19 protein-coding genes are annotated in these 13,101 nt (G+C 44.0%); 2 read left to right on the forward strand and 17 right to left on the reverse strand.

Features of this window, described 5'->3' with window-relative positions:
• Window positions 1-6 precede the first annotated feature (6 nt).
• From accB to yqhR, 14 genes are all read right to left on the reverse strand, one after another.
• The gene (gene accB / locus BSU_24350) at window positions 7-486 is read right to left on the reverse strand and encodes an acetyl-CoA carboxylase subunit (biotin carboxyl carrier subunit) (protein NP_390315.1); all 480 of its coding nucleotides are present in this window, start codon (window positions 484-486) and stop codon (window positions 7-9) included.
• 155 nt (window positions 487-641) lie between these two features.
• Window positions 642-1,298 (reverse strand): stage III sporulation ratchet engulfment protein, encoded by a 657-nt coding sequence (spoIIIAH, locus tag BSU_24360; RefSeq protein NP_390316.2) that lies wholly within the window; start codon window positions 1,296-1,298, stop codon window positions 642-644.
• Window positions 1,299-1,988, reverse strand: a complete 690-nt coding sequence (spoIIIAG, locus tag BSU_24370) for a stage III sporulation engulfment assembly protein (RefSeq protein NP_390317.2) — start codon at window positions 1,986-1,988, stop codon at window positions 1,299-1,301.
• The gene (gene spoIIIAF / locus BSU_24380) at window positions 1,981-2,601 is read right to left on the reverse strand and encodes a stage III sporulation protein (feeding tube apparatus) (RefSeq protein ID NP_390318.1); all 621 of its coding nucleotides are present in this window, start codon (window positions 2,599-2,601) and stop codon (window positions 1,981-1,983) included. The genes spoIIIAG and spoIIIAF overlap by 8 nt, the downstream gene beginning before the upstream one ends.
• 13 nt (window positions 2,602-2,614) lie before the next feature.
• Entirely contained in the window at window positions 2,615-3,814 is a 1,200-nt protein-coding gene (spoIIIAE, locus tag BSU_24390) for a stage III sporulation protein (feeding tube apparatus) (protein NP_390319.2), read from the reverse strand.
• Between the two features lie 18 nt (window positions 3,815-3,832).
• Window positions 3,833-4,234, reverse strand: coding sequence for a stage III sporulation protein (feeding tube apparatus) (gene spoIIIAD, locus BSU_24400; RefSeq protein NP_390320.1), 402 nt, complete (start codon window positions 4,232-4,234; stop codon window positions 3,833-3,835).
• Between the two features lie 6 nt (window positions 4,235-4,240).
• Window positions 4,241-4,447 carry a stage III sporulation protein (feeding tube apparatus) gene (gene spoIIIAC / locus BSU_24410; RefSeq protein ID NP_390321.1) on the reverse strand — a complete coding sequence of 69 codons (207 nt, stop codon included), beginning with the start codon at window positions 4,445-4,447 and terminating at the stop codon, window positions 4,241-4,243.
• A gap of 22 nt (window positions 4,448-4,469) precedes the next feature.
• Window positions 4,470-4,985 (reverse strand): stage III sporulation protein (feeding tube apparatus), encoded by a 516-nt coding sequence (gene spoIIIAB / locus BSU_24420; RefSeq protein ID NP_390322.1) that lies wholly within the window; start codon window positions 4,983-4,985, stop codon window positions 4,470-4,472.
• Window positions 4,979-5,902 carry an ATP-binding stage III sporulation protein gene (spoIIIAA, locus tag BSU_24430; protein NP_390323.1) on the reverse strand — a complete coding sequence of 308 codons (924 nt, stop codon included), beginning with the start codon at window positions 5,900-5,902 and terminating at the stop codon, window positions 4,979-4,981. The genes spoIIIAB and spoIIIAA overlap by 7 nt, the downstream gene beginning before the upstream one ends.
• 75 nt (window positions 5,903-5,977) lie before the next feature.
• A complete protein-coding gene (gene yqhV, locus BSU_24440; RefSeq protein NP_390324.1) occupies window positions 5,978-6,259 on the reverse strand; it encodes a hypothetical protein in 282 nt (93 codons plus the stop codon).
• Window positions 6,260-6,403: 144 nt separating this feature from the next.
• Window positions 6,404-6,961: an elongation factor P gene (gene efp / locus BSU_24450; protein NP_390325.2), complete on the reverse strand. Its 558-nt coding sequence runs from the start codon at window positions 6,959-6,961 to the stop codon at window positions 6,404-6,406.
• A 24-nt stretch (window positions 6,962-6,985) separates the two neighbouring features.
• Window positions 6,986-8,047, reverse strand: coding sequence for an aminopeptidase (Met-Xaa and Xaa-Pro, Xaa-Pro-Xaa) (gene papA / locus BSU_24460; protein NP_390326.1), 1,062 nt, complete (start codon window positions 8,045-8,047; stop codon window positions 6,986-6,988).
• Complete coding sequence (yqhS, locus tag BSU_24470; RefSeq protein ID NP_390327.1) at window positions 8,044-8,490, reverse strand: 3-dehydroquinate dehydratase, type II; 447 nt, start codon at window positions 8,488-8,490, stop codon at window positions 8,044-8,046. The genes papA and yqhS overlap by 4 nt, the downstream gene beginning before the upstream one ends.
• Window positions 8,491-8,576: 86 nt before the next feature.
• Window positions 8,577-9,113 carry a putative integral inner membrane protein gene (gene yqhR, locus BSU_24480; protein ID NP_390328.1) on the reverse strand — a complete coding sequence of 179 codons (537 nt, stop codon included), beginning with the start codon at window positions 9,111-9,113 and terminating at the stop codon, window positions 8,577-8,579.
• Between the two features lie 226 nt (window positions 9,114-9,339).
• On the opposite strand from yqhR, the gene yqhQ reads away from it, so the two are divergent.
• Together yqhQ and yqhP are read left to right on the forward strand one after the other, a co-directional pair.
• Entirely contained in the window at window positions 9,340-10,296 is a 957-nt protein-coding gene (yqhQ, locus tag BSU_24490; RefSeq protein NP_390329.2) for a hypothetical protein, read from the forward strand.
• 39 nt (window positions 10,297-10,335) lie between these two features.
• Window positions 10,336-10,731 carry a hypothetical protein gene (gene yqhP, locus BSU_24500; RefSeq protein NP_390330.1) on the forward strand — a complete coding sequence of 132 codons (396 nt, stop codon included), beginning with the start codon at window positions 10,336-10,338 and terminating at the stop codon, window positions 10,729-10,731.
• Here the strand turns inward: yqhP and yqhO are convergent.
• From yqhO to lipM, 3 genes are all read right to left on the reverse strand, one after another.
• Window positions 10,728-11,603 carry a putative lipase / acyl esterase gene (gene yqhO, locus BSU_24510; protein NP_390331.1) on the reverse strand — a complete coding sequence of 292 codons (876 nt, stop codon included), beginning with the start codon at window positions 11,601-11,603 and terminating at the stop codon, window positions 10,728-10,730. The genes yqhP and yqhO overlap by 4 nt on opposite strands.
• 125 nt (window positions 11,604-11,728) lie before the next feature.
• Window positions 11,729-12,157 carry a transcriptional regulator (hydrogen peroxide sensing, allosterically regulated by Mn2+) gene (gene mntR / locus BSU_24520; RefSeq protein NP_390332.2) on the reverse strand — a complete coding sequence of 143 codons (429 nt, stop codon included), beginning with the start codon at window positions 12,155-12,157 and terminating at the stop codon, window positions 11,729-11,731.
• A 99-nt stretch (window positions 12,158-12,256) separates the two neighbouring features.
• Window positions 12,257-13,093 carry a protein octanoyltransferase gene (gene lipM / locus BSU_24530; protein ID NP_390333.1) on the reverse strand — a complete coding sequence of 279 codons (837 nt, stop codon included), beginning with the start codon at window positions 13,091-13,093 and terminating at the stop codon, window positions 12,257-12,259.
• Between the last annotated feature and the right edge of the window lie 8 nt (window positions 13,094-13,101).

Here is a 13,101-nt window from a genome sequence, read left to right on the forward strand (position 1 = left end):
GTCTCCTTACTCCGCTTTTACAAGAAATAGAGGTTGTCCGTATTCGACCAGCTGGCCGTTTTCTACTAATACTTCAACGATTTCGCCTTTCACTTCTGCTTCGATTTCGTTGAAAAGCTTCATCGCTTCTACAATGCAGACAACTGTGTTTTCATTTACTTTTGAACCGGCTGTTACATACGGGCCAGCTTCCGGTGATGAAGAAGCATAAAATGTTCCTACCATTGGTGAAGTGATTTTATGCAGATTCTCATCTTGCTTTGGTGCTTCTTGGGCAGGTGCCGCTGCTTGCTGCGCTTGCGGCTGAACTGCCTGCGGAGCCTGTGCTTGTACAGGTGCTGCCGGTGCCTGCTGCATGACTTGAACCGTGCCTGCTTCGTGTTTTTTCAGTTTTAAGGATACACCTTCATTTTCATATACGAATTCGTCAATTGTAGACTCGTCAATTGCTTTAATCAGCTCGTGGATTTCTTTGATATTTAACATTCAATCGCACTCCTATGTATGAAATTTCTTTTTTTATAGGTTACTACTAAAAGTACATACTATGTTCATCTTACAGGAGCGGACTTTTGAATTCAACTCTAATATGACAGCAACGCAAAAAGCCCGCTTGTTTAGCGGGCTTTTTTCCCTCATTCTTATTTAGAGGGTTCAAATGTGACAGCGACATCTTTCATTGTTTTGATTTCTTTTGCCACAAGGTCTATAATGGCTGTCGCCTTCGATTTAGAGTGTTTGTCTGATTTGACTGTAATATTGATTTTATCTCCTTCAGCATTAACAAGCGCATCCTCGTAACCTTGTGTTTTAATCAGCGTTTCCAGCTGTTTTTCTGTTCCTTCCACTTCACTGAGAGCCGTCATTTTATCGTATGCTTCGCTTTTCTCCTTGGCTGTTGCATCATCGCTTGACACAATGGCATTCAGCTCTTCTCTTTCTTTGCTTCTGGCATCTTCTAAATCAAGACGGTACGTTGTAAACAAATCATCATCGGCTGTTTCCGTAACAACAGTTCCTTTTTCACTGGCTTCAGCGGATGTTTCCTTGTCTGCTGATGAATCTTTCGTTCCCTTTGTTCCATCTTCTTTTCCTTTTTCAGTTTCTGTACCGCTTTTTTCCTTCGTGTCTTGCTTGGCAGGCGCTTTTTCAGTTGCGACCTCTCCGCTGTCAGACGCGCTTTTTTCACTTTGCATCTGCACGGCGTTTTTGCTTTCCGGCGACATGATATAGTAGACGCTTAACACCACGACAAGACTGAGCATTGTTAATAGCCAAACGGTTTGTTTTTTAAGCATTTATGAATCCTCCTTTATTTTTTTAGGGGCAACCGCAACCCGGTGGCTTGGAACATCCAGGACCCGTGTCACCGCTTCGATAATGGTTTGTTTTATTTGAACGTTGTCCACTCCTTGAGCAACAACGAGTACACCGCGTATATCAGGTTTTTTCGTTTGGACGACGACAGGTGTTTCTTTATCGCCGTTTTTGATCATGACGATTTCTTCCTCCGATGATTGGTCTGTAACGCTTCTTTTTCCGCCTTCTTTGTCAGTTTCTTCAGTGGTTGTATTTTTGTTTGATTTGTTTTTTTCGTATACTTTCAGCGACGTTGCATCTACATTCACGACAACCGAGACATCGTCCACACCAATGATTGTTTCAAGAATTTCTTTCAGTTGATTTTCGTATTCTTTTTCATAGTCATCGATCGAGTCTTTAGGTTTATCAGATTTTGAGGCTTTAAACACTTCGGCTGTTTTCTCTTTGCTGTCTGCGGAATGTTGTGATGATACGGCCGTTATCGTTTTGGCGTTTTCAGTTTTCTCAGGTGAAGAAAACAGCTGGCTGACAAGCATAAAGGAAACTCCGAGAACAAAAACGAATAGAAAGTAATGATATTTGGTCAGCTTCGGCTTTTCGCCGTCCTTCGTTTGTCCCGGAAGAAACTGCTTTTTCAATACATTCCATAATCCGTTTTTATTCATTGCCGACACTCTCCCCGCCTTCCATATGAACCGTAATTTTCTCACTTCCGATTTCCCAAATGTCCGCGAGCTGCGTTTGTATCTGTTTGGCTTCTTTTTGTTCGGCTGCTTCTTTTGTTACGTATGCATGATCTGTATCAATGTGGACCGGCGCGACCGTTTGGACCGTTTTTTCAGAAGACGGGGCCATATACACGCTGATTGTTTTAATATCCTCTTCTGAATCTACCTTTTCTCCTGCCGTGAGTTTGATGCGGCCTACTTTATATTCATCATGACTGAATCTCTCCTCCGCTTTCTTTTTTAGTTGGACAGCCATTTCTTCTAGAATATATGCGCGCTGGGAAGCTTGTATTTCTATTTTTTTTGAATTGATTTGATTTTTTATGTCGGCAGACTCTGACTGCCCGTTTTTTGTGAGGTATTCAAAGATGACTTCGGGGTCTGTCTTGAAAAGTTTAAAAATCGGCGTAAGCATGACGACAATCAAGAGCAGGCTGACTACCATTTTTGCGTACTTTTGCATGCTGGAGCTCGGCAGCAGCATATCAATCACAATTGCAAATAGGATAAACAACACGATGGTGGTAAGCCATTCCGTTAAAAAACTCATTTGCCTGCCTCCTTCATTTCATCATCATCGTGAGGTTTCCGGCTGTGATTATGACAGTAAGGCTTAAAAAAAACATGAGAGACACAATGGCGAGAGCTGCAAAAATATAAATGACGCTTTTGCTGATGACGTCGAGGCAGGTGATGACGGGCCCGCCTCCTAGCGGCTGAAGAATCGCGGCTGCCAGCTTATAAATAAAAGCGAGGGAAAGCACTTTGATTGCCGGAAATGCCGCAATACAGATCAAAATAGCGACACCGAGAATCCCTACCGTATTTTTCAGCAGTAAAGAGGCGCTGATTACTGTATCTGTTGCGTCTGTAAACATTCGGCCAAGCACAGGAATAAAATTTCCGGTTATAAATTTAGCCGTCCTGAGCGTAATGCCGTCTGTCACTGCAGCTGACGCTCCCTGAACAGAGATGACGCCGAGAAAGATGGTAAGAAAAACAGCCAGTGCTCCGATGGCGATATTTCTGAGCAGGTTAGCCAGCTGCGTTACTTTGTATTGTTCAGTCATCGTGCTGACAATGCTCAGAATCGCTGATAAAAAAATCAGCGGCATGACGATATTCTGAATCAAGAGACCGCTCGTGTTCATCAGGAAGAGGATAACAGGATGAAAGAAGGCAGCAGATACAGCTCCGCCTGAGGAAGCCAAAAGCGCCAAGAGGAGCGGAATGAGCGCCAGGATAAAGCTGGTCATCGTCTGAATCGCCTCAGTTGCATAGTTAATTGCCACATGAAAGCTATTAAGCGCAAGGATAATCAGCACCATGTACACAATTGAGTAAGCGACCTTACTGACGGTGCTTTGCTGAAAAGCATTTTGCAAAAGCTGCAGAATGACGCAAAAAATCGTGAGCAAAATCAATGTGCCCAGCAGCTTTCCGTTGGCAAGCACTTCATGAAACAAATAAGAAAAGAGAGCTTTCAGCCATTCTTGCGGTGAGAATGATTTATCGCCATTGATAAACTCCATTAAGCTGCCTTTTTGGCTTTCCGGCAGCAGTCCGCCGTATTCTGTCATAATGTCATTCCAAAATTCCCCGATCTTATCTGTTTCAAGCGAGGCTGCTGTCCTTTCCGCTAATTGCTCGGCTGTTTCAGCATGGTCTTCCGTTTGTTCTGCATTACCAGCTGCTTGTACAATTTCTGCACGGCCTGCTATGATCAGCACGGCCAAAAGCAAAACCCATTGAAAGCGCTTCAATCTACCGCCTCCTTTCGGTTATGACATAGAAGGTATAAGTCCGAGAATCGTTTCGATAATGACGGTTAAAATAGGCACAGCCATTACGAGTATTAAAATTTTCCCCGCCAATTCTATTTTCGAGGCGATGGCTCCTTGACCGGCATCTTTTGTGAGCTGTGCCCCGAATTCAGCAATATAGGCGATTCCGATAATCTTTAAAATGGTTTCAACATAGACCATGTTGACATTTGCATTAATCGCAATTTTTTCTATCATTCGAATAATGTCGTAGATTTGGTCTACCAAATAAAGAAAAATGGCACATCCGGCAAAAACGACGATTAAAAACGCAAAAGTCGGCTTTTGTTCTTTTACAATTAAAGAAAGGAAGGTGGCGATCAGCCCTAAACCTACAATTTGAACAATGTCAATCTGCAAGCCCCCCTATCCTTGGAATAAAAACACAGCTTTTATCTTTTTAAATAGGTCATCTACAATCGTGGCGACCATAAATAAAATATAGATAAAACCTAACAGCGTCACCCACTGAGCATATTCTTTCTTGCCCATCTGATCCAATATCGTGTGTAAAAAAGCGACCACGATTCCCACTCCGGCGATTTGAAATATGACATTCACGTCTACTCCCATTTTATTTTTGCTCCCCTCACGTTTACATCAATAGAAGAATGAGTAACAAGCCCGCTAAAAAGCCCAAACTTTTTATCATCTTTTCGTTTTTCGCTTGCGCCTGCTCAGCATCCGCTTCTGAGGCTTCCAAATGTGTCAGCGCCAGCTTGATGTGCTTTTGCTGAGAGATTCGATCATGAATCCCAAGCGTCTCGCCAAACTGCTTCAGCACTTCGTATTCGCTTTTTTTCAAAGACAGGGTGTCCCATACCTTCTTTAAGCTTTGCTCCCACGCCGTTTTCGCGGAATCACTTCCCTTGTCCAGCTGATCACTGAATGCGGAAAAAAGAGTTGAAACAGGCTGTGCGAGCTGTTTGGCAATCTGCTGTGAAGCAGTATGAAGCGGTGTATGGCCGTACATGATTTCAGCCTCGAGGGATTGAAGCGCCGCACGCAGCTGGCGGATTTGCCGCGGCCGTTCTGTATAAATCTTCGCCATCTCAAAACCTGTCCATGTTGTCGCTACCACAATGAATACAGCGCCCAGCAGCTTCAGCATGTTTTCACGCCCGTCGTCCTAGACAGCACATTTCCGTCTTTGTCATAAATTTGGCTCACTGTGCCCGGCCCTTTTGCTCTTGATAATTCCAAATAGCGGTCAAAGGCTCTTTCTTCCCACAAACGCTTCAATGAAGGCCGCTTCATCAGGTCGGATATACTCCAGCCATGCGCCGATACGATTACTGAAACACCGGCATGCAGCGCCTCCAGAAGTGCATCTGTATCTTCCATACGCCCGATTTCATCGACAATCATCACCTCAGGGCTCATGGATCGAATCATCATCATCAGCCCTTCAGCTTTTGGACAGGCGTCTAACACGTCAATTCTCTGACCAAATTGATGCTGCGGAATACCGCGAAGACATCCGGCAATCTCTGACCGTTCATCGACGATCCCTGTCTTTACGGGCAGCATGTTTTTTTTGCCGGTGCTTGAGAGCCTCGCAAGGTCCCGGAGAAGTGTTGTTTTGCCGGTTTGGGGCGGTCCGATAATCAGCGTATTCAGCCAGCTGTTTTGATATAAGTATGGAAGCAGCGGCTCCGCAATCCCCAGCTTTTGCCGGGCAATTCGTATATTAAAAGATGCGATGTCACGGAGGCCTTTCACACCTCCGTTTTCCGTAATGACTCTGCCCGCCAGTCCGACTCTGTGGCCGCCTCTGATCGTGACATACCCTTTCTTCAGCTCTTCTTCAAGTGTATACATACTATAGTTGCTGAGCCGGCTCAGGATCAGATGGGCATCCTCGGCCGTGCCCGCATAGGACAAATAAACAGGTTGTCCTCTTCGAATCAATTCAACAGGGCGGTTGATCCGAATTCTGACTTCTTCGATTTCCAGCCATTGTTGTTCCGGTATTTCAGAAAGGGCGTTTTTCATGGATTCAGGGAGAACCTCAGCGATTTCATTCAACAGAGCCTCCTCCTTTCTACCGATTGGCTTCTTTAAAATGTATGATGTGAGGCAGACTTTATGACAAGCCTCTCTTTATTTATGAACACCCGCCAAAATCAAGACAACACCCGTAAAAATCAGAATCAGCTTTGCATACGAAAGCTGCCCGGCAATTTGGTAGATTCCGACAGTCATTGTAATGATAAAAATCAACGGACCGACAATAGCGAGAATGCTGTTAACCACAACCGCCTTCCGGACATCGTTGGTCACAAGCATGACAATTGCTGCCGTCAGCTCAATCATAGAGGATAAAACTCGTAATCCCGCCATTGTTAAAACAGTAGAATTGATATTTCCAAGTAAAAATTTCATAGCACTCTCCCAACCTCCCATTTTTTTATATGATATGCTCTAGCTTGCTGAAGTAGTCTTGTCATTTTCGTATAAAAGAAAGATTCTGTTTTTGGGCACAAAAAAAGCCTGCTCCCATTTGGGAACAGACTTCTTTTTTTCTTTCTATGCTCTTGAAACGTAAGAACCGTCTGATGTATTGACAACAAGTGTGTCGCCTTCATTCACAAAGAACGGCACGTTTACAACAAGCCCGGTTTCAGTTTTCGCAGGTTTTGTACCGCCTGACGCTGTATCACCTTTAATACCAGGTTCAGTTTCAACAACTTTCAGCTCAACTGTGTTTGGAAGTTCGATACCAAGTGTTTCATCCTGGTACATCATGATATGCACAGACATGTTTTCTAGCAGGTATTTTAATTCTTCTTCGATTTGAGTTGCGCTCAGTTCAAGCTGCTCATAAGAAGAAGTATCCATAAATACGTGCTGATCTCCGTTTGCATATAGATATTGCATTGTTTTGGTTTCGATTTGCGCTTTCGCTACTTTTTCACCAGCGCGGAATGTTTTTTCCTGAATCGCGCCAGTGCGAAGGTTGCGGAGTTTAGAGCGGACAAATGCCGCACCTTTTCCAGGTTTTACGTGCTGGAAGTCAACGACGCGCCAAATGCCGCCATCTACTTCAATTGTTAATCCTGTACGGAAATCGTTAACTGAAATCATGTTTAATGTCCTCCTATATTCCAATCACAAAATAATAAGTTCTTTTGGGGAATGGGTGATTGTCCGGTTGCCGTTTTCTGTAATCACGATGTCATCTTCAATGCGGACACCGCCTGTTTCTGGTATGTAAATGCCCGGCTCCACTGTGACCACCATACCCGGTTCAAGGATAGCTGAAGATCTGACGGATAATCCCGGCGATTCATGAACTTCCATGCCGAGCCCGTGCCCGGTTGAATGGCCGAAATAGTCACCGTAGCCTTTTGCAGCAATATGATCCCTTGTGAGGGCGTCAGCCTCTTTTCCTGTCATTCCCGGCTTAATATGTGCGACGCCAAGCGCCTGAGCATCAAATACAACCTGATAGATCTCCTTCAATTGATCACTGGGCTGACCTACAGCGACCGTCCGGGTAATATCAGAACAATATCCTTTATAATAAGCGCCAAAATCAAGCGTAACAAGGTCTCCGCTTTCAATCAGTTTGTCACTGGCCACACCGTGCGGAAGGCTTGAACGAAGGCCTGAGGCGACAATCATATCAAAAGAAGAGCTGTCTGCTCCCTGGCTTCTCATATAAAACTCCAGCTCATTGGCAACAGCGATTTCAGAAATGCCGGGTTTCATAAACGTCAAGATATGTCTGAAGGCATCATCTGCAATCTTCGCAGCTTCCTCTAATATCTTAATCTCTTCACTAGACTTAATCAAGCGCAACTTTTCCACGGATTCAGCCACAGGCACTAATTCGGCATCACTGATAACGGCGCTGTATGAAGCGTAAGTGCCATATGTCATGCTGTTCTGTTCAAAGCCGAGACGCTTGATGCCAAACGATTCAACAGTGTCGGCAGTGGTCTGAATCAAGCTGCCGCCATGTTCAATGATCTCAAAACCCTTTACCTGAACCTTCGCCTGCTCAGTATAACGAAAATCCGTAATAAACGCTGCTTTGTCACCCGATATAACAGCCAAACCCGCCGAACCTGTAAACCCTGTCATATAGCGTACATTAGTGTTGCTTGTAATCAGCATGCCGTCAATTCCCAGCTGTCCAAACAGGTTTCTTAATTTCTCTAGCTTCATCTTGATTCTCCCCCTTGCTGGCTTAATAAGTAGCGAACAGCAAGCTTGTAGCCTTCAGCTCCAAGACCGACAATCTGCCCTTTCGCAACAGGAGCGATAACCGACTGATGCCTGAATTCTTCCCTGGCGTATAAGTTTGATAAATGCACCTCTACCACAGGAAGACTGATGCTTGAAACAGCATCCCTGATCGCATAGCTGTAATGACTCAGGGCGCCGGGGTTCAGAACAATCCCGCTGTATTGCTCCTCAGCCTCATGTATCGCATCTATCAAATCACCTTCGTGATTAGACTGGAAGAAAGTGAGCTGGATATGTAAGGCTTCAGCAAACTGAAAAAGATCTGTTTCAATATCGGTCAGTGTCTGGCGGCCGAATACTTCAGGCTCACGACTCCCAAGCCGGTTAACATTCGGTCCGTTCAAAATCAAAAAATGAGGCACACAATCTCTCCTTTTCGCGAGGGTTTCTCATGTAAAAAATGTTCACTTCTCGTGAACATTTTATCATACTGGAAAAGGATTATACACTATTCTCTATGCATTCCCAGCGCACGTGCAAGCTTTTCCGAATTCAGCTCATTGTATTCAAATGAAATAGAATACCCGACAAACAGCCCGTAAAGCAAATAAATGCAAATGGTCGTAATAATTGTATCTGATGTCAGTTCGGTCACCGTGCGCACATCTGGAAAAATCGGATTAAAAACAAAAAACACGAGCAGCCAAAGCACCAAGCCGTATAAAATACCCGGCCACATTGTTTTTAAACGTTTCAATAGAAGAAAATAAAGAAATGCTGCGCCAATTGAAATTACTCCAATCAAAATGATGCTGATTACCGTTCCCAGCCCATGTTTTTTCCACTCTCCGAGTACAAACGGCTGCAATATCATATTCGGGCTGATTTCGGAAAAATGAAACAAATATGCGATATAAGCAACGAAACTCCAAAGTACGCCTCCGCAAAAACCTGTTGCCGCCACCCTGCCGGCCATTGAAACAGGCGGCTTTTGCTTCTCATTCAATTCTTCATTTTGTTCTGTATCTTTTTCGCTTGTCATCATGGCACCTCCAGTTAAAGTGTGCCCAAAAAATGAAATGTCAATAAAAAAGCTCACACTTTTTGGCAGCTGCGAGTAAAATTTGAAAATAACGGGTATAATGCATGTAGAAAAAGCAAGGCTATGGCAATTTTTTCAGCCTGTCAATCTAGAGGTTTAGCGCTGTTTCCTGTACAATAGAGTGAAAGGAAATGGTTAGCAATCCTAAAGAAATAGGCAGGTTGATAATATGTCAAAACATAAAGTTCCGCCCGCTTACGGCGGGCAGGCTGTTGTGGAAGGCGTTATGTTTGGCGGAAAGCATCATTACGTTACAGCCATCAGAAGAACGGATGGAAGCATTGACTTTTTTAAGCTTCCACGCAAACACAACCCGAAACTGAACATCGTGAAAAAGATACCGTTTTTACGGGGGATCGCGGCCATTATCGAAGCGAGTGCAAACGGCACAAAGCATTTGAATTTTTCAAGCGAACGTTACGGGCTCGATCCATCTGAAGACGAGACACTTGAGCAGGAAGAAAAAAAATCCTCTGGGCTGTCTATGTATCTCAGCCTCGCAGTTATAGGCGTCCTATCATTTTTGTTCAGTAAATTCGTATTTACATTGGTTCCAGTTTTCTTAGCGGAACTGACAAGGCCGATTTTTTCCTTGAACACAGCGCAAATCGCGATTGAAAGCCTGTTTAAGTTGATTTTGCTGCTCGGTTACATCTATTTTTTGTCCATGACACCGCTTATTAAAAGAGTGTTTCAATATCATGGAGCCGAACATAAAGTCATAAACTGTTATGAACAGAATTTGCCAATTACTGTGGAGAATGTCCAAAACCAATCTCGGCTTCATTACCGCTGCGGATCAAGCTTTATTTTATTTACGATTATTGTCGGCATGTTTGTTTATTTACTCGTTCCGACAGATCCGCTTTGGCTGCGTGTTATAGATCGTGTCGCACTGATACCGGTCGTGCTTGGTATATCCTTTGAAGTTCTGCAGCTGACAAACAAAGTGCGTGACATTCCCGGTCTGAAATTACTTGGGTACCCGGGACTTTGGCTTCAGCTGTTAACCACAAAGGAACCTAAGGATGAACAGGTTGAAGTTGCCATCGAAAGCTTTAACGAACTTCTCAGACTCGAAGCATTGTCTGAGCAAAATCAGAAGCCTTCTCACAACGTCATCTAAAATCCGTTGCCCTGCTATTACTTTCGGAGGTGGACAGTTATGAATCATCGTGTACAACCTATTATTGCTGTATTAATTGCGCTGGGAGCGTTCGGTTTCCTCTATGTGCTGGTAACCAATCCCGGAGAAATGGCAAAAATGGCGGTAACCGTCATCGTGGCAGGTATCATTATTTATTTTATTGTGAAATATGTAATGAATCGAAATGCGGGCAGCGAAGGAGCAGCCTTCAAAAAAGCGGCGAAACAATCACGGCGCCGGATGAAAGAACAAAAAGCAAAACACCGCGCCGGACATAAGGGACGTGTCAGCCACCTGCGAAGCGTTCCGAGCGCCAGCAAGCCTAAGCCGATGATTCTCAAGAAAAAAAGCCAGACTCAGCTGACTGTTATAGAAGGGAAAAAAAATAAAAAGAAAAACAGAGCGCTTTTTTAATAGGTCCACTGCTTTAAAAACAGCTCTGTCCGTCTTTTACCTAGCTCAATCAGGGCTAGTTTTTTTTGTTGTGTTAAATGAAAATCAGTGGCCATTACGTCATCAACAGGGAGAAAAATGATATTTTGTTCATAGCGTGACGCAATGTGCCTTGCGTCATGAGCATCCTTCATCGTTTCAAACAGGGCGCCGAACAGTTCAAAAGCGTTGCGGATATTTTTTTTCGGACGCTCTCTTTCACGCGGCGCAAGCGTGACACCGATCACAGGGCGCTTTCTTTCCTTTGAAAACAGCCAGATTGGAAAATTGCTTAACACGCCTCCGTCGACAACCGTGGCGGTGCCTGTGTCCGTTTTTAATTTTATCGGTTCAAAGAAATACGGAATGCTGCAGCTCATTCTGACCGCTCTGGCAACCGGGAACATATCTGGATTTAACCCGTAACGGGCCAAATCGTCCGGCAAAACAATCATGGTGCCGTTTGTCAGATCAGAAGCAATAAGGCGCAGAGACCCTTTCTGCAAATCGCCGAAAACCCTTATGCCTTTCGCTCTTAACAGATCAGCAATCCATTTTTCTATCGTATCGCCTTTGTATAAGCCAAGACGCCAGTAGATGGACACCCACTGGAGCATCTTTAAGGGGAGAAATGAGTACCTCTGATCCAGCAATTTCTCTCCGTCCACTTCTTCAATTAAAGCGTGGATTTCCTTACTGGTGTAACCTGACGCAATGAAAGCGGCAATAATGGCGCCGGCGCTTGTACCCGCAACTCTTTTAAAGCGGAAGCCTTTTTCCTCAAGCACTTCATAAGCGCCTGCGAGCGCAATGCCTTTTACTCCTCCGCCGGAAAACACACCGTCAATATACATCTCATTCCCTCCCCCTCCATCCGATCGTTTATTACCATTTTAAGAAAACACGCGAAGAAATAGACCAACGAATGACGGGTGGCGTCAGCGTATCAAAAAAGACGGCCTCCTTCGAGACCGCCTTTTTACTGATTATGATGTTCTGTTTTCTTTTGGATTGATTTCAGATCTTTTTTACGGGCATCATCTTCTTCAAAATATTGAACAAGATCCCCGATGCGATCAATACTGTTCCAGCTTAAATGATGTTCGATTCCTTCGACATCGTTATATATTTTCTCTTCATCAACACCAATGATTCTTAAAAACTGCTCAAGCAATTCATGTCTGTATACCAGCCGTTTGCCTATTTTTTTCCCTTTAGACGTTAACACGAGACCGCGATATTTTTCATAAATTAAATATTCGTCTTTATCTAGTTTTTGAACCATTTTTGTTACAGAGGAGGGATGGACTGCCAATGCTTCCGCGATATCGGAAACTCGTGCATATCCTTTTTCTTCAATCAGCATATAAATCTGTTCAATATAATCTTCCATACTTGGTGTTGTCATCGAAACCCTCCCAAAAAGCACCTTAACTTTATAAACCATTACAAGTTTACACTAATGAACTTGAAAAAACAAGGATGCTCCGCGGGTCAAAAGCCCTGTTTACCGCTTATAATTCCATTCATCTGAAGCGTACTTTGTTTCAGCCAAGTGATGAACAAAATCAAGCTCTTCCTGAGAAAGTTCATATGGCTCCAAATGAATGTTAAGACCTGTTTCAAATCCTTCTTTAAAGGCTTTACGAGCCTCATCCATCGTCACCCGCTTTTCGATGAGTTCATTAATGGCAACCGCTTTATTTTTGAAATTGCGCTGCATCCGCTCTCTTACTCTTTCACTTGGATATAAGAACAGATCGAACAGCTTGTCCTCATCTAAATCAAGAAGAATGGAGCCATGCTGAAGAATCACACCTTTTTGTCTCGTTTGCGCGCTTCCCGCCACCTTGCGCCCCTCAACCACTAGTTCATACCACGAAGGCGCGTCAAAACAAACAGATGACCGCGGATTTTTTAAGCTTTCTTTTTCTTTTTCAGTTCTCGGGATGGCAAAGTAAGCGTCCAGACCGAGATTTCTAAAGCCTTGAAGTATGCCTTCTGAAATAACCCGGTAAGCCTCAGTAACAGTCGCCGGCATCTCGGGGTGCTCTTCCGAAACAATTACGCTGTATGTCAGTTCCTGATCGTGCAGCACACCTCTCCCGCCGGTCGGGCGTCTGACGAATCCGAGATTATATTTATGTACTGCTTCAAAATTGATTTCCTTTTTAATATTTTGAAAATACCCTACAGAAAGTGTCGCCGGATTCCAGCCGTAAAAACGGATAACCGGGGGGATTTTCTTTTCGCTGTGCCAATATAAAAGCGCTTCATCAAGCGCCATATTGAATGCAGGACTTGCATTGCCTGAGTCTATAAACCGCCAAGTTTCTTTTTGCATTTTAAGAC

Source organism: Bacillus subtilis subsp. subtilis str. 168 (assembly GCF_000009045.1).
GTDB lineage: Bacteria > Bacillota > Bacilli > Bacillales > Bacillaceae > Bacillus > Bacillus subtilis.